Source organism: Mycobacterium sp. 852002-51971_SCH5477799-a (genome assembly GCF_001667145.1).
Lineage (GTDB): Bacteria > Actinomycetota > Actinomycetes > Mycobacteriales > Mycobacteriaceae > Mycobacterium.
Window position 1 is genome coordinate 50,439 of the sequence record NZ_LZIF01000044.1, and the last position, 18,956, is coordinate 69,394.

Below are 18,956 nucleotides of genomic sequence, written 5' to 3' on the forward strand. Positions count from 1 at the left end.
TCCGACCGGCTGATAGGCAGCGCCGATCACACGAGGCGGAGCTTAGGGCGTCTCGCTGAGCGTCGCACCGATGCGGGCCTCACGCGCGGTCCGCCGCAACGCGCGGGCCAACAAGGAGCCTGGCTTCGCCCTGTTGGTCACCAGCGCTATCAAGGCGGTGACGGCGGGACGCCGCAGCCGCAGCACGCTGACCCTGGGGGGCACACCCAGGGTGTGAATCCACGGTTGCGGCACGATGCTCGCCCACCGACCAGTGCGAACGTGAGCGAACAGCGCGGCCACCGAATCGGTTTCTAGCTGCGGGGCGACCTGCAGGCCGTGGGTGGCCAGCGCGTCGTCGACGAGCCGGCGTCCCCGCATGCCCTGCGTCAGCAGACACAGCGGTAATTGCACGGCCTCGGACCACGCGATGGTTTCCGACTCACCGCCGAGCAGCTCGGCGGCGGCGATGAGCACCGGCTGTTCGTGGTACAGCGGGGTGACGAGCAAATCGGCGGTGTCCTGCTGGTCGGGATACAGGATGCCGGCGTCCAATTCGAATTTGCGCACCCGTTCGACGATCCCGGCCGAGCGCAGGTTGACCTCGAGCTGGACGCGCACCAACGGATGTGCCGCACAAAACGGATCCGTAAGCAGTGCAACGGTAGTCGAGGCGGCCGGCACCGCGCCGAGCCGCAGTTCGCCGGTCAGGCCGGCCCGCAACGCGGTGACTTCCTGTTTGAGGGCGTCGCGGTCGGCCAGAATGCGCCGCGCCCACGGTACCAACCGCTCACCTTCTGGAGTCAGGCCCTCGAATTTTTGTCCGCGGCGCACCAGCGGGACGTTGAGTTCGGATTCGAGCTTGCGAATGGCTTCCGACAGCGCGGGCTGCGACACATAACAGGCGCTCGCGGCGCGTGCGAAGTGGCGCTCTTGGGCGAGCGCGACGAAGTATTCGAGCTGACGGAACAGCATGAGCCATTCGATCATGTCGCGGGCCGCTAGCGGGTACTCGTCTCGGTGGCCGAAGGGGTGCAGCGCCATGGTTGGTGACGCGAAGCATGTGAAGGAGACGCACGGTGCCGAAACAGTTCGAGGTCGGAGATCACGTCAGATGGAATTCCGAAGCCGGGCAGGTGAGCGGCACCATCGTGAAAAAGCACACCCGCGACACCGAGTACAAAGGCCACAAACGGCACTGCACCAAAGACGACCCGCAATACGAGATCAGAAGCGACAAAACCGACCACGTCGCGATGCACAAGGGCGACGCCCTGGAGAAGATCGACTAGAGCCCGCGCGGCACGACCATGAGCGACCATCGCGAGATCTGGACCATCGGTCATTGGACCTGCCCGGTGCCGACCTTCTTGGAACCCCTGGATCACGCCCGCATCGACCTGCTCGCCGATGTGCGCGCTCAGCCTGGCTCGCGACGCAGCCCCCAGTTCGGCAGTGCGGAGATGTCACGCTGGCTGGGTGACGCCGGCATCGGTTACATTCACCTTCCCGAACTCGGCGGGCGCCGCCGTCAGCAAGGCGTCGATCCCAGCATCAACGCCGGGTGGCAGAACGCGAGCTTCAAGAACTACGCCGACTACACCCTTTCCGACGAATACCAGCGCGGGCTCACCCGACTGATCACCCTGGCACGCTCGAACCGGCTGGCGATCATGTGCGGCGAGCCCATGCCATGGCGGTGCCACCGGCAACTGATCGCGAACAACCTTGTCGCGCAAGGCTGGACGGTATGGCACCTCATGAGCGGGTCCGCCCCGCGTCAGCACCGGCTCGGACAATGGGGGGCCACACCCGTCGTCGACGAGCGCGGGCACGTGACGTACCCGGCGGAGCCGACGTTGTCGGGACTATCCGACGTGTCAGACCAGGAGGCGGGGCCGTAGCCGCGACGCGGTGACATCAACCCCGGCGGCAACATCGTCGATCAGAGCGTTGACGTACTCCACCAATCCGGCGACGTCGATGTCGTGCGGTGCCGGCCGATCCGCGTGGGCGAGATGGCCGGAGGCGCGGCGAAGCAACGTCATTGCCCCCTTGGGGTTGCCCCGCTGCAGGTGCGTGATCCCCACCGCGAGCTGCGTCAGGCCTTGCCACAGTGGCTGTTCGTTGGCCGGACCGTTCTTCCACCCCGCCTCTAAAACCTCGTGAGCGTTGAAGGCGAGACCTCGATCCAACAGATCTTGGGCGTACGCGAGGGTCTCGGCCGGCGCCAGCGCCAGGTCATCCGGAACGCGTGGCACCCCCGCACTGCCGGGCGAAAGTGGTCGGCCCAGAGCGTCGCGCGGTCGCGCATTGCGCGGCCGACCCGATTCGTCACGATCACGCTCCGTCATCTATCCATCATCACCCGTCACGCGGTCCCGAGCGCAACTTCGACGAACACCGCACGGCGGCACCCTCATTCCCGTCTGTCAATTACGTTGGCAGTAAACAGTTTTCATTGCCATGCCGCAACCGCGGCCGTCACCCTGCGCATCGCCAACCGCACCGCCGGCGGCGGCGAAGTTCGCCGAATCGCGACGGACGCCAACCTGTGATACACCATCGTCAACGCTCGATGCCTCGGTGAGCTCGACGGAAGGAAAATGGTCATGGCCTTCGCACGGGTTTTCGCGACAACCGCCATAGTCGCCGCCTTGGCCGTCTGTACCGACGGCGCGGCGTCGGCCGACGCACCGACGATGAATGGCAACTACACCGAGACCGCGACGACGCCGTCGGGCCAAACCTTCAACAGCTCCTGGACGGTCAACTCGTGCGGCGACGGTTGCGTCTTCATCAAGGCCGGGGTGGGCGGCAGTCAAGCGCGGTTGGTCGACGGTCAGTGGGTCCTGGACACGATGAACAACGTCACCTGCTCCGACGGCGCATACATCCTCTACGCCACCAGCTCCCATATGACGTGGGATCCGAACACCCTCGCGGGCACTGCGCAACAGACCTACCTCATCCCGGCCTGCGGTCACCCGGCCGGCTACTCCTACACCGACCAGATTCAGATCAAGCAGTCGTCCTGACCCCTGTCCGCCGGCGCGGCTCTTACAGCGTTTCGTCGAGTTCACCGAGGCGGTCGGTCAGCCGCAGATTCTCGGAATAGTCCACCGGGCAACTGATCAGCGAGACGCCGTCGTCGTCGAGCGCGGTCCGCAACGCCGGCAGCAGCTCCTCGGCGCTGTTGATCCGGTATCCCCTGGCGCCGAAGCTTTCCGCGTACTTCACCACGTCGGGGTTGTTGAACTTCACGTAGTAGTGCGCCCCGAGTTCGAGGTCCATCTTCCATTCGATGAGGCCGTAACCGCCGTCCTCCCAAATCAGCACCACCAGCGGGATCCGTTCGCGCACGGCGGTCTCGATTTCTTGCGAGTTCATCAGGAACGCGCCATCACCGACGACCGCGAGTACCTTGGCCTCCGGTTGCGCCAGCTTGACACCCAGCGCCCCCGGCAGGGCAAAACTCATGGTGGACAACCCGTTTGAGATCAAACAGGTGTTCCGCTCATACGTCGGGTAGAGCCGGGCCATCCACATCTTGGTGGCGCCGGTGTCGACCAGGACGACATCGCTGCGGCCCAGCGCCGCCCGCGTGTCGGCCACCACCCGCGCGGGCGCCAGCGGGTAGCGCGAATCCTGTTGGCCCCGTTCGAATTCCTCCGCCAGCAGGCCCGACCCGGGCACCTCGGCGGCGTGCGCGAAGCTGTGGCCGGACAGTGCATCGGTGAGGGCGTTCAACGAATCGCTGATGTCGCCGATGATGCCCACGTCGACCGAGTAGTGCGCGTCGACCTCGGCCGGGAACCGGTGAACGTGGATGATCTTCTTGTCGGCCTGCGGGTTGATCCGCACCGGGTCGAATTCCTGCAACTCGTAGCCGACGGCGATGACGGCGTCGGCGTTGTCGAACCCGAAGTTGACGTAGTCGTGCCCCATGAAGCCCAGCGTGCCGATGCTGTTGGGGTGGTCGTCGGGCATGACGCCCTTCCCGTGGAAGGTGTTGGCCACCTGGATGCCGAATTCCTCGGAGAAGCGCACCAGGGCTTTGGTGGCGTCGGCGCGCGCGGCGCCGTGCCCGGCTAGCAGCACCGGGCGCTTGGCGTTGCGCAGCACGTCGACGGCGCGGGCGACCTGGCGTGGCGCCGGGGCGTCGGCGCGGACGACATTGCGCGGCAACGGTCCCAGGTCGTAGTCGGTCTCGTCGGCGTCGATGTGCTCGGGCACCGCAAGGTAGACCGCGGCCGGACGTTCGGCCTCGGAGACTTTGAACGCCTTGCGGACCATCTCGGGGATGGCGCGCGCTGTCGGGACGCCGGCCGCCCACCGGGTGATGGGGGCGAACATCGAGACGAGGTCGACGTACTGGTGTGACTCCTTGAACTCCCGGTCGTGACCCACCTGCGCGGAGATCGCGACCAGCGGGGTGCTGTTGGTGGTGGCGTCGGCCACCCCAAGCTGCATGTTGATCGCGCCCGGCCCCAGCGTCGCCGAGACCACCGCGGCCCGCCCGGTGACCCTGCCGTACATCTCCGCCATGAACGAGGCGGCCTGCTCATGGCGGGTGAGCACATACCGGATGCTCGACGACGCGAGCGCCTGCACGAACCGGATATTCTCTTCGCCGGGCACCCCGAACACGACGGAAACACCCTCGTTTTCCAGGCACTTGACGATCAGCTCAGCAGCTTTGCTCATCCGACACCTCCCTTAGGGGAACGATAGTGGCAGGCTAGGTGTTGGACTTTAGCCACTACGCACCACGAACCTGATGAAGGAGGGCCGACGTGCCCATCGCCACCATTAACCCGGCTACCGGCGAGACAGTGAAGACCTTCACCCCGGCCACCGATCAAGAAGTCGACGCCGCGATTGCCCGTGCCTACGAACGCTTCCTCGACTACCGCCACAACACCACGTTTGCCCAGCGCGCCCAGTGGGCAAACGCGACGGCCGACCTGCTGGAGGCCGAGGCCGACGACGTCGCCGCCATGATGACACTGGAGATGGGTAAGACCCTGAAGTCGGCCAAGGCCGAAGCGCTCAAGTGCGCCAAGGGTTTTCGCTACTACGCCGAAAATGCGGAGCAGCTGCTGGCCGACGAGCCGGCCGACGCCGAGGCGGTGGGTGCGAAGAAGGCCTACACCCGCTACCAACCGCTCGGGGTGGTGCTGGCCGTGATGCCGTGGAACTTCCCGCTCTGGCAGGCCGTGCGGTTCGCCGCGCCGGCGCTGATGGCCGGCAACGTCGGGATCCTCAAGCACGCGTCAAACGTTCCCCAGAGCGCGCTCTACCTCGCCGACGTCATCACCCGCGGCGGTTTCCCCGAGGGGTGTTTCCAAACCCTGCTTGTCTCCTCCAGCGCGGTCGAGCGCATCCTGCGCGACCCTCGGGTCGCGGCGGCCACGCTGACCGGCAGCGAGCCGGCCGGCCAGTCGGTGGCGGCCATCGCCGGCGACGAGATCAAGCCGACCGTGCTGGAACTCGGGGGTAGTGACCCGTTCATCGTGATGCCGTCGGCGAATCTGGACGAGGCCGCCAAGACCGCGGTCACCGCCCGGGTGCAGAACAACGGCCAGTCCTGCATCGCCGCAAAGCGGTTCATCGTGCACACCGACATCTACGACGCGTTCGTCGACAAGTTCACCGAGCAGATGGAGGCGCTGACGATCGGCGACCCGACCGACCCGGACACCGATGTGGGTCCGCTTGCCACCGAGTCGGGCCGCGACGAGATCGCCAAGCAGGTCGACGACGCCGCCGCGGCGGGCGCCAAGATCCGGCTCGGCGGCAAGCCCATCGACCGGCCGGGGTGGTTCTACCCGCCGACGGTGGTCACCGACATCACCAAGGACATGGCCCTCTACACCGAGGAGGTGTTCGGGCCGGTCGCGTCGATGTACCGGGCGGCCGACATCGACGAGGCCATCGACATCGCCAACGCCACCACGTTCGGCCTGGGGTCCAACGCCTGGACCAACGACGAGGCCGAGCAGCAGCGCTTCATCGACGACATCGAGGCCGGGCAGGTCTTCATCAACGGAATGACCGTGTCCTATCCCGAATTAGGCTTCGGCGGCGTCAAGCGGTCCGGATACGGACGCGAGCTCGCGGGCCTGGGCATCCGGGCGTTCGTCAACGCCAAGACGGTGTGGGTCGGGGAGACCGAGAGCGGCTCCTCGGCCGGTGGCAACAAGGTCGAGTGACCGCGCGCTAGGCAGGGCGGCGGTCGCAAGCGCGGCGCAGCCGGGCGCAGCGGGCCGCCGCCACTAGGCAGGGCGGCGGTCGCAAGCGCGGCGCAGCCGGGCGCAGCGGGCCGCCGCCACTAGGCGGAGGCCCCGGCCAGTACCTTCTCGTCCTCCTCGGCGAAGGTGTCCTCGAGTTGCACCGGCGAGTAGTCGAGATCGATCTCGCCGACCGGGCGTCCGCGGGCGCTCGAGATGGTGCCGAAGCGCCGCATCCCCTTGTCGGCGGCGTATTGCATGAACTCGTCCACCGACAGGCCGAACGGCATCGGATCGTAGAGGGCGAAGCCTTCCTCGATCAGGCGCAGGCCGAGCGGCATCAGCTCGTTCATCCGCGTTTCGAAGACGCCCCAGTTGGCGTCGTCGGCGGCGATGTGGCGCCGACAGGTGAAGGTGCCCCACGCCATGTGCCGTCGCTCGTCGTCGCCGATGCGCCGCACCAGCTCCTGCATGCCGGGCAGGATGCCGCGTTCCACGCAGATCTTGTGCCAGCCGAAGTAACCGGTGAGCGCCAGCATGCCTTCGACCATGTGGTTGTAGGTCACCGACGCCCGCACCTGGGCGGCCGGCGACGGATCGACCGTCAGCGCGTTCAGGCAGTCCGGCAGCTCCTCGTAGAAGATCGTGCGGTAGGTCGGCACGTCTTCGAGGAAGTTGTGCAGATCCTCGGTGATGCCGACGGCGTCGAGCCACATGCGGAACACCTGGACGTGTTTGGCCTCCTCGAAGGCGAACTGCGTCAGATACATCTCGTCGCCGAGCCGGCCTTCGGCCCGCATCGCGGCCATGAACGGCTGGATGTCCTGGGTCACCGATTCCTCGCCGGCGATGAACTCGGCGCACAGCCGGGTCGCGTAGTGGCGTTCGTCCTCGGTGAGGCGGTCCCAGTCCTCGCGATCGCGGGAGAAGTCGATATCGGCCGGATTCCAGAACTTCGCGTTGCCGCCCGCAAAAAGCTTGAGCGGCAAGCTGTCCCAGTTGAGACCGCCCTGGACCATCGAGTGGATTCGGGTGCGATTCATGTGACCTCCTCAGATCGTTTTGGGGCTGCGTTGACCGGCGCAGCCGAGAACGCGGCCGCCAGCACCGAGACGAGTCGGCGCACCGCCAGCGCCGGCTGCTCCGGGGTGGGCTCGTCGAGCCCCAGAACCGGATCCAGGCCGCGCATGTAGGGCGCCAGTGCCAGGTGCGGAAAGATCAACAGCAGCAACGACAGCAGTGCATCGGTGTCGGAATCCGCACGCAGGTCGCCGCGGTTGTGCGCATCGCGGACCAGCGGGCGCATTACTTCCAGGTAGTGACGGTGGATGACGTTCTGCACGCTGACGCGGGCTTCGGTGTCGACCTCAAGGGTCGCCGCGGCGTGCAGCGCGCGTTCGTGCGGATGGTCCGCGAAGTAGGCCACCCACGCGTCGAGCCAATCGGTGAGGAAGTCGAAAAACGGTCGGCTCGGGTCCAGTTCGCGGATGCGGTCTTCCATGTAGGCGCGCACCCGTTGGCTGCCGATGTCGGCGATAAACGCATACAGGTCACGCTTGTCCGCGAAATACTGGAACAGGCTGCCCTTGGCGACCCCGGCGCGGCGTGCGATGACGTTCAGGCTGCCCCGGGAGAACCCATGGGCCCCGAATTCCGACTCCGCGGCTTCGATGATCGCGGCGCGACGGGCGGGGTCGACGCGTGCCCAGGTGACCGTTGGCAATACTCCTCCTGAACTGAATGACCACTGGTCATTTTACTGTGAGGGAGCTCACAGTCAAGGTTCCGCTTCGGCAGACCGCATCCTCGACGAGCCTCACCGGCGAGAAATTAGGCAAGCGAGCACTATCGGTGATAGCGGCCCGGCGAAAGCCGGACGCCTGACCAGAGCCAAGGAGTGATCGTGACGACGCACGACAGCATTGCGTGGCCCAGCCTGCGGGTAGACGACTGGGCTCCAACGAGGCAGACACTGCACATGTGGGCTCAGATTGTCGGCAAGGTCCGGCTGGCCCATTCGCCGTTGGTCAACCACTGGTGGCAGGTCACCTCGTATGTGACCCCGCGCGGTTTGACGACGTCGGCGATCCCGTACGGGGCAGCGGTCTTCGATATGGAGTTCGATTTCATCGACCACGTGCTGATGATCCGCAGCAGCACCGGTGCGACCCGCAGTGTGCGGCTGGAACCGAAATCGGTGGCCGAGTTCTTCTCGCAGACAATGCGGGCACTCGACGAGCTGGGTTTCTCCACGCGCATCCAAGCGCACCCCAACGAGGTAGATCCGGCCCTGCCGTTCGCCGAAGATGTCGAACATGCGTCATACGACCCCGATGCGGCAAACCTGTTCTGGCGCCAGCTGGTTGCGGCGAACCGCGTGCTCGGCCAGTTTCGGTCCCGGTTCATGGGTAAGGTGAGTCCCGTCCATTTCTTCTGGGGCGCAATGGATCTCGCATGCACCAGATTTTCCGGGCGCGGCGCGCCCCGCCACCCGGGCGGCGCACCCAACTGCGGAGACTGGGTGATGATCGAGGGCTACTCGCGAGAACTGAGCAGCTGCGGATTCTTTCCCGGCGGGGGTGACGAGGGCGCTTTCTACGCCTACGCCTATCCCGAACCCGACGGTTTCGCCGACCACCCGGTCAGCCCTGAGCAGGCGGGCTACGACAAGGATCTCGGTGAATACCTGTTGCCATACGAGGCGGTGCGGCAGGCAGCCGACCCCGACCAGACGCTCCTCGGGTTCTTGCAAGACACCTACGAAGCGGCCGCGGTGCATGCCGACTGGGACCGCGCCACGCTCGAAGACGACCCCGATCGCTGGAAGGCCCATCAAACTCGCGCATGAGCGCGATTGGCGCAGGTCGTAGGTGGGCGCGGCCTTACGCTCAGGCCCGCATGCGGTAGGCGCCGCTGAGCGGCAGCACGTGGTCCTTCCAGATTTGGTCGTAGCGTGCGGGATCGTGGGCGGGCCGGCGGATCATCCGGAGGGCGAACCGGGCCTGTTCGTCCGTCGTCGCGGGCTTGTCGGACAGCTCCACGGCGTAGGCGTTGAAGTCGCGGACCAACACGGCGAAGATTTCGTCGATCAACGCTTCATCGACCCCCGACAGCCCGGCCTCCTCCAGGATGAGTTGGGCGTAGGGCACCGTCGCGAACAACTGACCCACGGCGAAGGCGAAGTCGATGTCCTTCTGCTGCGCGGCATCCGGGGTGGCGCCGGCCAGCATGTCGGCGAGCACGTCGATCTGAGAGCGCAGCAGCGCGACATTGGGCAGATGCCCGAAGGTGTCGAACGGCGCGCGCCAGTCGTGGAAGCGCACCTTGCCCAGGCCGCCGGTGGGCCCTTGCGCGAACAGGAACGCGTCGTCGACCGCGTCGTCGCGGCGGCCGATCAACGGCAGCGCGCCGTTGGAGGCGAACAGGAAGTTGGGCATGAACTTGCCGAGCAGCCCGATGTTGATGTGGACCGTGCCCTCCAACCTTGGCAGCAGGCCGATTTCGCGCGTCATCGCCTCGAAGATGGTGTCCTTCTCCACGCCCTTGGCGGCGATGACGTCCCACAGCGCGGTGATGACCCGCTCGCCTTCGCTGGTGATCTTCGCCTTGGTGAGGGGGCTGTACAGCAGGTAGCGGCGATCCTCGGCCGACGCGCTGCGCATGTAGTCGCAGGCCCGGGTGGCGACCAGCCGCATCGCGACCAGCCGCGCGTAGGCGTCGGTGAGCAGCCGCCGCACGTGGCTGAAGTCGGTGACGACCGTCCCGTACAGGATCCGGTTGGACGCGTGAGTGACCGCCTCATACATCGCGTGGGTACACATGCCGACCGCGCCCCAGCCGAGGTTGTACTTGCAGACGTTGACGGTGTTGAGGGCGGCGTGGAAGGCCTCGGGCCCGCGGTGCAGGATGTCGGCGTCGGTGACCGGGTAGTCGCGCAGCGCGTAGTTGGCCACGAAGTTCTGCGAGTTCACCACGTTCTTGATCAGGTCGTAGCGATCATGCTGGGAGTCGGCGGCGAAGAACACGTACTCGTCAGTGCCTTCGAACTTGCCGAAGGTGGAGACCATCCGAGCCACGTTGGCATTGCCGATGTAGTACTTCTCCCCGGTGGCGGTCCAGCCGCCGCCGTCCGGCGACGGGGTCAGGTTCATGTCGGTCTGGTAGACGTCCGCGCCGTGCGTCTGCTCCGACAGGCCGAAGGCGAAGACCTCGCCCGCCTCGAGCAATGCTGCGGCCTTACGCTTGGCGTCCTCGTTGGCGCTCATCCAGATCGGGCCCAAGCCCAGCGCGGTGACCTGGAAGGGGTACCAGTAGTTCAGCCCGTAGAAGCCGACGATCTCGGCGAACGCACTGATCCGGTAGGTATCCCAGCGGCAATCCTCGGCCCCGTAGACGCTCGGAGTCAGCAACGACGCGAAGATCCGCTCCCGGCCGATGTGGTCCAAAAACTCCGAGTACCACACTCGTTCGTGATCGTCGGACTTCAGCCGGGCCTTGCCCCGGGACTCGAAGAAGTCGACCGTCGCGGCCATGATCTCCCCCGAGCGGCGGTCTGGGTACCGGCGTTGCAGGTTATTCGGATTGAGCAACATGACGTGACTCCCAGCGGGTTCTCGACCAAGACGAGGGTGACGGTACTGCAATAGGGCGGCCGCCGGGCTACCTGGAACAAAGCGGCCCTGTTGGTCACGCGCCAGCCGACCTAGCATCAGTGGCGTGTCCGAACTCAATACCGCTCGCGGGTCCATCGATACCGCTGCATTAGGCGTGACCCTCATGCATGAGCACGTGTTCATCATGACCACCGAGATCGCGGAGAACTATCCCGAAGCGTGGGGCGACGAAGAACAGCGCGTCGCCGATGCCATCAACCGGCTCAACGAGCTGAAGGCCCGCGGCGTGGACACCATCATCGACCTCACCGTGATCGGTCTGGGCCGCTACATCCCCCGCATCGCCCGGGTCGCGGCCAAAACCGAGCTCAATATCGTTGTGGCAACCGGGCTTTACACCTACAACGACGTTCCGATGTACTTCCACTACCTCGGCCCGGGCGGAGAGCTCGGCGGCCCGGAGATCATGACCGACATGTTCGTCCGCGACATCGAGCAGGGCATCGCCGACACCGGCATCAAGGCCGGCATCCTCAAGTGCGCCACCGACACACCCGGCGTCACCCCCGGCGTCGAGCGGGTGTTGCGCGCGGTCGCCCAGGCGCACAAGCGGACCGGGGTGCCCATCTCGACCCACACCCACGCCGGGCTGCGACGCGGCCTCGAACAGCAGCGCATCTTCGAAGAAGAGGGCGTCGACCTGAGCCGGGTGATCATCGGGCATTCCGGTGACAGCACCGACATCGGCTACCTCGAGGAACTCATCGCGGCCGGCTCCTACCTCGGCATGGACCGCTTCGGGATCGACGCGTTCCTGCCCTTCGAAGATCGGGTGAACACCGTCGTGCAGATGTGCGAGCGCGGGCACGCCGACAAGATGGTGCTCTCGCACGACGCCAACTGTTATTTCGACGCGCTGCCCGACGAGCTGGTGTCGCAGGTTATGCCGAACTGGCACTACCTGCACATCCACAACGACGTCATCCCGGCGCTCAAGGAGCGCGGCGTCACCGACGAGCAGCTGCGCACCATGCTGGTGGACAATCCGCGCCGCATCTTCGAGCACCAGGGCGCCTATGAGTGAGCCGATCCCGCCGATCGGTACGCAGATTTCGGCGCTGGCCGAACTCGCTCCCGACGAGCTGGCGGTCACTTGCGACGGGGTGACCCTGACCCGCGCCCAACTCGATCGCTCGACGAACCGGCTGGCCCGCGCCTATGCCCAGCGCGGCGTGGGCGTCGGCGACTACGTGACGATGGTGCTGCCCAACTCGGTCGAGTGGATCCAGGCCGCGGTGGCGTGCTGGAAGCTGGGCGCGGTGCCGCAGCCGTTGTCCGCGCGGTTGCCCGACGCGGAGCTGGCGGCCCTGCTCGAGTTGCGACCGCCTGCGTTGCTGGTCGGCCGGGAACCTTCCGAGTTCCCCAGTGTGCCAGCCGGATTCGAACCCGACCCGGCGCTGCCGGACGCCGCGCTGCCGGAGGCGGTCTCGCCGGTGTGGAAAGCGATGGGATCCGGCGGCAGCACCGGTCGGCCCAAGCTGATCGAATCCGGCGGCGACAGCCGGATACCCTCGGCGATCGGCTATCCGCTGGGCGCCCAGGAGGGCGACACCACGCTGGTGCCGGTGCCGCTGTCGCACAACACCGGCTTCACCACCGCAACCATCGCGCTGCTGATGCGCCATCACCTGGTGCTGATGAGCCGCTTCGACCCCGAGCGGTTCCTCCGGCTGATCGCCGACCATCGCGTCACCTTCCTGACGACGGTCCCGACGATCATGCAGCGGACGCTGCCGGTCTACCGGGCAGACCCGGGCTCCTACGACCTGTCCTCGATCCGGCGGTTCTGGCATCTGGGGGCGCCCTGCCCGCCAGCCATCAAGCAGGCCTGGATCGACCTGCTGGGCGCGGAGAAGGTCTGGGAACTCTACGGCGGCACCGAATTACAGGCGCTGACGTTCATCTCCGGCGACCAGTGGCTGACGCACCGCGGTTCGGTCGGCGTGGTGGTCGCCGGGGAGATGAAGGTGCTCGACGACGACGCCAATCCCTGCCCGCCGGGCGTGGTCGGCGAGATCTACATGCGGCCCGGTCCGGACAGCGCGCCCACCTATCGCTATGTCGGCGCCACGGCGAAGAGCCGCGACGGCTGGGACTCGCTGGGCGATCTCGGCTATTTCGACGCCGACGGGTTCCTGTACCTCTCGGACCGCCGGGTCGACATGTTCACCGTCGGCGGCCGCAACGTCTACCCGGCCGAGATTGAGAACGCGCTGTCCGCGCACCCGGACGTGTTGTCGTGTCTGGTCGTCGGCGTCCCCCACGAGGATCTCGGCCAGGTGCCGTACGCGCTCGTACACCCGATCGACGGTTCGAACCTGGATTCCGTTGGCGTGCAGGCCTTTCTACGCGACAACCTGGCGGGGTACAAAGTCCCGCACACCGTCGAATTCGTCGAGACCCCGCTGCGTGACGACGCCGGCAAGGCCCGCCGATCGGCGGTGCGCAGCCAGATCATCGAGCGCTTGGCGGCGGCGGAAACGAGCTAGGGCGCAATCGCGTCCGCCTCGGCGTCGACGGGCCTTTCGCTCGGCTTCTCACGTTTCTCCCAGCGGCGCAACGCTTCTCGACACGGTGACTCGACCAGCCCGTAGCTGACCGCGGCGATCGCGAATCCGAAGATCAGCGTCAACACCAAGACCGTGGGCATTCGGCCGGTGAACGGGAACGTCCCGAGCACCGGAAACACCATGGCCAGCGCCGCCAGGTGCCACACGAACAGCCCGTAGGACCAGCGCCCCAGGGTCACCATCGCGGTGGTCCCCAGGATGCGATGCGCCGTGTCCACCCGGTCCAGCACCAGCGGGGCGACCAGGGCGAAGGCCACCAGGGAACCCATCGCGGTCTTCACCGCGAACTGGCCCGGGGTGCCGGGCACCAGACCTTCGGGACCGGCCAGCGGCGACGCCGCGATCAGGTACGCGATGACCGCGATGGCGGCCATCAGCACCCGCCGGCGCGCGATGCGGTGCGGCAACCCGATCCCGCTGTGCACCCACTCGGCCAGCAGCATGCCGGCGGCGAACCAGGAGAAGAACGCCGGCGGCCAGTTGAGCGGGTTCGTGCCGGACCCGGACTGGATGGGCGCCCAGCCCCACGCCCAGCTGAGGGCCCCCAGCGCGGCGATCGCCGGCACCCGGGCGCGCACCGGCAGCCTGCGCGCTAGCAGGGCCAGAACCGGCAAAGCCAGGTAGAAGCTGACCTCGACCGACAGGCTCCACATCTGGGTCAGCCCGCCGGTCAGCGTCAGCGGGATGTAGATCTGGGTGAGCGTCAGGTTCGCCAACCACACCGTCAGGCTGGCGTGGTCGGCGTCGGGCAACAGGGTCAGGATCACCACGACGGCGACCACATAGGCGGGCATGATGCGAACGACCCTGGACCGCAGGTAGTGGCCGGTGGCCGGGCGGGGTCCCAGATCCCGTGCGGCCGCGGCATGTCCGCGCCACAGCAGAAAACCCGACAGCGCGAAGAACACCGCCACGGCGAGGTCGAAGCGGCCGAACAGCCTGCCGGTAACACCGCTGGAGTGCCCGGTCTGGAACGCGACGTGCGTGACCACGACGCCCATGGCCGCGCAGGCGCGCATGCCTTCCACGGCCGGCAGGAAACTGCGGACCCCGCCCACCCGCTGGTCATCGCTCACCACCACAGTTTGCCTGTGCTGCGCTGCCCGGCGATGGGTACACCCGGGGGGACCGAGCGACAGGTCGGTAAGCCGCCGCCTTACTTTCTGCTGTTAGGGTCGAACGAGTTTGCCCCGGGCTGCTGCTCGGGTCGGGTCGCGGCTGATGAAGCAAGGAATCGAGGAGGGCACAGCGACGTGAACCGAGCAGTCATGTTGCGGTTCGCCGCATGCGGGATCATCGGCCTCGGAGCTGCCCTGCTGATCGCCGCGCTGCTCCTGACGACGTACACCACCAGCCGGATCACCAAGGTTCCCCTGGACATCGATGCCACGCTGGTCGGTGACGGCACGGGGACGGCACTCGACTCTTCGTCGTTGTCGACCGACCACGTCGTCGTCAACCAGAACGTGCCGCTCGTCTCTCAGCAGCAGATCAGCGTCGAGTCCCCCGCCAACGCCGACGTGGTCACGCTCCAGGTCGGCAGTTCGTTGCGGCGAACCGACAAGCAGAAGGACAGCGGGCTGCTGCTCGCGATCGTCGACACCGTCACGCTCAACCGCAAGACCGCGCTGGCCGTCTCCGACGACACCCATGCCGGCGGCTCGGTCCAGAAGCCACGCGCCGTCAACGACGAGAACCCGCCCACCGCGATGCCGCTGCGGCACGAAGGGCTGTCCTACCGGTTCCCGTTCAACACCGAGAAGAAGACCTATCCCTACTTCGATGCGATCGCGCAGAAGGCGTTCGACGTCAACTACGAAGCCCAGGAAGACGTCAATGGGCTTGCCACGTACAAGTTCACCCAGAACGTCGGCTACAACTCCGACGGCAAACTGGTGGCCCCCGTGACGTACCCGTCGCTGCTGGCCGGCAACGAGGACGCCAAGCAGACCACGTCGGCGTCGATGTGGGGCGTCCAGGGCGGCGATCCGAACGAGCAGATCACCATGACCCGCTACTACGCGGCGCAGCGCACCTTCTGGGTGGACCCGGTCTCGGGCACCATCGTCAAGCAGACCGAGCACGCCGACCACTATTTCGCCCGCGACCCGCTCAAGCCGGAGCTCACCCTGGCCGACTACAAGGTCACCTCGAACGAAGACACCGTCGAATCCCAGGTCAACGCCGCCCGCGATGAGCGCGACCGGCTGGCGCTGTGGTCGCGGGTGCTGCCGATCACGTTCACCGCGGTCGGCCTGATCGCACTGATCGGCGGCGGGCTGCTCGCCTCGTTCAGCCTGCGCAGCGAGAGCGCGCTGACCGACCCCGGCCTGGACCGCGGCGACCAGGACTTCTTCGGCCGCAGCGGCCTTGAGGAACCGGTGCCCGGGGCCGAAGCCGAGACCGAGAAGCTGCCCACCCAGCGTCCCGAGGCGCGTCAGGAGTCCGGTCCGCCCGGCTCCGAACCACCTGTCCCGCCGAGCCCACCCGGGTCGCCCGACCCGGACCAGCCCACCGCGGCGGGGCCGGCCGAGCCGCATCCGCCCGGCCCGCACGACCGGGAATAGCCCGGCTCGGATGCATTAACCGTGCGCTGGACCCGGCCCGGGTACGCACTGGTCTTGGCGCTGCTGGTGGTCGGGCCGCTGCTGGTGCCCGGGTACCTGCTGTTGCGCGACGCGGTGTCGACGCCGCGGTCGTATCTGTCCGATACCGCGCTGGGCCTGACGTCGGCGCCACGCGCCACCCCCCAAGATTTCGCGGTGGCGCTGGCCTCCCATCTGGTCGACGGCGGCGTCGTGGTGAAGATCCTGCTCGTTCTCGGGCTGTGGCTGGCGGGGTGGGGGGCCGCCCGGCTGGTCGCGGTCGCGCTGCCCTGCGCGGGTGCTTCCGGCCAGTTCGTCGGCACCACCGTGGCAATCTGGAATCCCTATGTCGCAGAACGGCTTCTGCAGGGACACTGGAGCCTGCTGGTCGGTTACGGCTGCCTGCCCTGGGTGGCCGCGGCCATGCTCACGCTGCGGACGACGGCGGCGAGCCTGTTCGGATTCTGCGGGCTGGCCTTTTGGATCGCGCTGGCCGGGCTGACCCCGACCGGGCTGCTGCTGGCCGCGACGGTGGCGCTGGTTTGCGTGGCGGCGCCCGGTACCGGCCGGCCGCGCCGGTGGTGCGCCGCGGCGGCGTTGGGTGCCGCGCTGGTCGCGGCGCTGCCCTGGCTGACGGCGTCGGCGATGGGCTCGTCGTTGACCGCCCACACCGCGGCCAATCGGCTCGGGGTCGAGGCGTTCGCGCCCCGCGCCGAGCCCGGGCTGGGCACCCTGGCCAGCCTGGCCAGCCTCGGCGGCATCTGGAACGGCGATGCCGTACCGGGTTCGCGCACAACGCTTTTCGCGGTGTTCTCGGCGGTGGTGCTGCTGGGCGTCGTCGCGGCTGGCCTACCGACGGTCATCCGGCGCCCCGCCGCTGTGCCACTGCTGGTGCTGGCGGTGATGTCCGTGCTCGTCCCGGCCGTGCTGGCGACCGGCCCCGGCCTGCAGCTACTGAGCACGGTGGTCGACGCCCTGCCAGGCTTCGGGGTGCTGCGTGACGGCCAGAAATGGGTGGCGCTGGCGGTGCCCGGCTACGCCCTGGCGGGTGCCGGTGCGGTGGTGACGCTGCGCCGGTGGCTGCGGCTTTCCGGGACCGCCGCCCCGGCGCTGGTCTGTTGCCTGACGCTGTTGCTGGCGCTGCCCGACCTGGCCTGGGGTGTGTTCGGCAAGGTGGCGCCGGTGCGCTATCCGCACGGCTGGACCGCCGTAGCCACGACGATCGACGCCCAGCCGGGTGCGGTCGCGGTGCTGCCCGCCGGCACCATGCGGCTGTTCCCCTGGTCGGGGCCCGCGCCGGTGTTGGACCCGCTGCCCCGCTGGGTGCGCGCCGACGTGCTGAGCACCGGTGACCTGGTGATCTCGGGAACGACCATTGCCGGGGAGGGAGCGCACGCTCGGGCGGTTCAGGAGTTCCTGCTGTCCGGGCCCGATCCGGCGGCGCTGGCCGCGGCAGGGGTGGGCTGGCTGGTGGTCGAATCCGACAGCGCGGGTGACATGGGGGCGGCCGCGCGCACCCTGAACGCGCTGGCCCCGGTCTATCGGGACCACCAGATTGCGCTCTACCGGATCGGCGGGCAGACCGCCGGGGCGGCGGCCGGGCGGCGGACGGCGACGCTAGTCGCCCATCTGGCGTGGCTGGCGATGCTGATCGGCGGTGGCGCCGGCGCGATGATCGGGGCCTGGCGCCGCCGCGCCCGCTCAGTCCCGCGCGGTGACTAGCCCGCTGACGGTACGGCCGGCCAGTACGGCTTCCAGCACGCCGCACATGGCGTCCGCGCTCTGCGTCCAGGAGAATTCACCGCTGCGGGTGTGCGCCTTGGCGCCCAGTTGATCGCGCAGCACCGAGTCGGCGAGCAGTTCTTCGAGCCGGTCCACCAGCTCGGCGTGGCTGTCCACCAGGATCCCGGTGACCTCGTCGACGATCGAGTCCGACAGGCCGCCCGAGGAGCGGTAGCCGATGGTTGGCACCCGGTGCTGGGCCGCCTCCACGACGGCCAGACCCCAGCCCTCCTTGCGTGAAGGCAGCAGGTGTACCCAGGCCCCTTGCAGGACATGGTGTTTGGTCACGTCGTCGACATGCCCGTGAAACGTCACCGCCGAACCGATGCCGAGCCGCCGCACGTGCTCGACGAGCCGCTCGCGCCACCAGCCGTCGCCGACGACGTCCAGGTGCAGGCCCGGGATCCGCGGCAGCAGCCGCGCGACCGCCTCCAGGGCGTCCTCGATCTGCTTGTGCGGCACCAGCCGCGACAGCACCACCACCCGCGGCGTCGCCGAGCGCGGGCCCGACAACGACTGCTCCGGCGCCCGGTCCAGACCGTTGCGCACCACCGCGATCTTCGCGCCGTCCACACCCAGGGTGACCAGGTCGCGCGCGGACGGCAGCGACACCGTGACGTACTGGTTGTGCCGGTTCACCCGCGGCGACAGAGTCGACTCGACAAACCAGCCGAGCCGGCCGAGCACCGGCCCGGCCACCGGCCACTGCTCGCGGTGGCAGTGGTGCACCAACACCACCACCCGGCGGCCGTAGATCAGCCGGGCCAGGAAGGGCAGGCCGTTCTGGGTGTCGACGACCACGTCGGGCCGCACCGCGCGCAGCGGCCCGAGCCCCAGCCGGGCCAAGCCCATCGCCAGCAGCGCCCAGACGTACACCGAGTAGCGGCCGCCGGCCCGGTTGATCCGCACGCCGTCGACGACCTCGCGGCGCGGCGCTTCGGGATAGCGGGCGGTGCGCAGCGTGACGGCGATTCCCGATGCGGCCAGCTGCGCGCCGATGCGCTGCAAATAGGCTTCGCTGCCGCCGCCCTGCGGGTGTCCGGTATCGCGCCAGCACAGCAGCAGCACGGAGCGCAAGGAAGACATTGGTCGTCAGCCTAACCGGCGATGATGTGCATCGGGCAGCGCCACACA

At 67.8% G+C, this 18,956-nt stretch carries 17 protein-coding genes; 9 read left to right on the top strand and 8 right to left on the bottom strand.

Annotation, left to right across the window (positions count from 1 at the left end; genetic code table 11):
* Positions 1-42: 42 nt before the first annotated feature.
* Positions 43-954: a LysR family transcriptional regulator gene (locus A5753_RS04795; protein WP_067124128.1), complete on the bottom strand. Its 912-nt coding sequence runs from the start codon at positions 952-954 to the stop codon at positions 43-45.
* 104 nt (positions 955-1,058) lie between these two features.
* On the opposite strand from A5753_RS04795, the gene A5753_RS04800 reads away from it, so the two are divergent.
* Both A5753_RS04800 and A5753_RS04805 read left to right on the top strand, forming a co-directional pair.
* The gene (locus A5753_RS04800; RefSeq protein WP_067123961.1) at positions 1,059-1,271 is read left to right on the top strand and encodes a DUF2945 domain-containing protein; all 213 of its coding nucleotides are present in this window, start codon (positions 1,059-1,061) and stop codon (positions 1,269-1,271) included.
* 18 nt (positions 1,272-1,289) lie between these two features.
* Positions 1,290-1,883, top strand: coding sequence for a DUF488 family protein (locus A5753_RS04805; protein WP_067123962.1), 594 nt, complete (start codon positions 1,290-1,292; stop codon positions 1,881-1,883).
* On the opposite strand, the gene A5753_RS04810 is transcribed toward A5753_RS04805, so the two are convergent.
* The gene (locus A5753_RS04810; RefSeq protein WP_067123965.1) at positions 1,860-2,333 is read right to left on the bottom strand and encodes a DUF309 domain-containing protein; all 474 of its coding nucleotides are present in this window, start codon (positions 2,331-2,333) and stop codon (positions 1,860-1,862) included. The genes A5753_RS04805 and A5753_RS04810 overlap by 24 nt on opposite strands.
* 258 nt (positions 2,334-2,591) lie before the next feature.
* Between A5753_RS04810 and A5753_RS04815 the strand changes: the two genes are divergently transcribed.
* Positions 2,592-3,017 (top strand): hypothetical protein, encoded by a 426-nt coding sequence (locus A5753_RS04815; protein ID WP_156655945.1) that lies wholly within the window; start codon positions 2,592-2,594, stop codon positions 3,015-3,017.
* Between the two features lie 22 nt (positions 3,018-3,039).
* Here the strand turns inward: A5753_RS04815 and A5753_RS04820 are convergent, their stop codons facing one another.
* The gene (locus A5753_RS04820; RefSeq protein ID WP_067123974.1) at positions 3,040-4,686 is read right to left on the bottom strand and encodes an acetolactate synthase large subunit; all 1,647 of its coding nucleotides are present in this window, start codon (positions 4,684-4,686) and stop codon (positions 3,040-3,042) included.
* Positions 4,687-4,775: 89 nt separating this feature from the next.
* Between A5753_RS04820 and A5753_RS04825 the strand changes: the two genes are divergently transcribed.
* Positions 4,776-6,194, top strand: coding sequence for an NADP-dependent succinic semialdehyde dehydrogenase (locus A5753_RS04825; protein ID WP_067123975.1), 1,419 nt, complete (start codon positions 4,776-4,778; stop codon positions 6,192-6,194).
* Between the two features lie 119 nt (positions 6,195-6,313).
* On the opposite strand, the gene A5753_RS04830 is transcribed toward A5753_RS04825, so the two are convergent.
* Positions 6,314-7,255, bottom strand: a complete 942-nt coding sequence (locus A5753_RS04830) for a R2-like ligand-binding oxidase (protein WP_067123981.1) — start codon at positions 7,253-7,255, stop codon at positions 6,314-6,316.
* Positions 7,252-7,935, bottom strand: a complete 684-nt coding sequence (locus A5753_RS04835; RefSeq protein ID WP_067123982.1) for a TetR/AcrR family transcriptional regulator — start codon at positions 7,933-7,935, stop codon at positions 7,252-7,254. Before A5753_RS04835 ends, A5753_RS04830 begins: the two co-directional genes overlap by 4 nt.
* 180 nt (positions 7,936-8,115) lie before the next feature.
* Here A5753_RS04835 and A5753_RS04840 point away from each other — a divergent pair, with 180 nt between their 5' ends.
* Positions 8,116-9,060, top strand: coding sequence for a DUF5996 family protein (locus A5753_RS04840; protein ID WP_369829292.1), 945 nt, complete (start codon positions 8,116-8,118; stop codon positions 9,058-9,060).
* 40 nt (positions 9,061-9,100) lie between these two features.
* Here the strand turns inward: A5753_RS04840 and A5753_RS04845 are convergent, their stop codons facing one another.
* Positions 9,101-10,804 (bottom strand): acyl-CoA dehydrogenase, encoded by a 1,704-nt coding sequence (locus A5753_RS04845; RefSeq protein WP_067123983.1) that lies wholly within the window; start codon positions 10,802-10,804, stop codon positions 9,101-9,103.
* Positions 10,805-10,928: 124 nt separating this feature from the next.
* On the opposite strand from A5753_RS04845, the gene A5753_RS04850 reads away from it, so the two are divergent.
* Positions 10,929-11,909 (top strand): phosphotriesterase, encoded by a 981-nt coding sequence (locus tag A5753_RS04850; RefSeq protein WP_067123984.1) that lies wholly within the window; start codon positions 10,929-10,931, stop codon positions 11,907-11,909.
* Entirely contained in the window at positions 11,902-13,374 is a 1,473-nt protein-coding gene (locus A5753_RS04855) for an AMP-binding protein (protein WP_067123986.1), read from the top strand. Before A5753_RS04850 ends, A5753_RS04855 begins: the two co-directional genes overlap by 8 nt.
* Here the strand turns inward: A5753_RS04855 and A5753_RS04860 are convergent.
* Complete coding sequence (locus tag A5753_RS04860) at positions 13,371-14,537, bottom strand: acyltransferase (protein ID WP_067123991.1); 1,167 nt, start codon at positions 14,535-14,537, stop codon at positions 13,371-13,373. The genes A5753_RS04855 and A5753_RS04860 overlap by 4 nt on opposite strands.
* 171 nt (positions 14,538-14,708) lie before the next feature.
* Here A5753_RS04860 and A5753_RS04865 point away from each other — a divergent pair, with 171 nt between their 5' ends.
* The gene (locus A5753_RS04865; protein WP_197694581.1) at positions 14,709-16,022 is read left to right on the top strand and encodes a DUF3068 domain-containing protein; all 1,314 of its coding nucleotides are present in this window, start codon (positions 14,709-14,711) and stop codon (positions 16,020-16,022) included.
* A gap of 21 nt (positions 16,023-16,043) precedes the next feature.
* Positions 16,044-17,762, top strand: coding sequence for a hypothetical protein (locus A5753_RS04870; RefSeq protein ID WP_067123995.1), 1,719 nt, complete (start codon positions 16,044-16,046; stop codon positions 17,760-17,762).
* Here the strand turns inward: A5753_RS04870 and A5753_RS04875 are convergent.
* The gene (locus A5753_RS04875) at positions 17,742-18,908 is read right to left on the bottom strand and encodes a glycosyltransferase family 4 protein (protein ID WP_067123996.1); all 1,167 of its coding nucleotides are present in this window, start codon (positions 18,906-18,908) and stop codon (positions 17,742-17,744) included. The genes A5753_RS04870 and A5753_RS04875 overlap by 21 nt on opposite strands.
* Positions 18,909-18,956 lie beyond the last annotated feature (48 nt).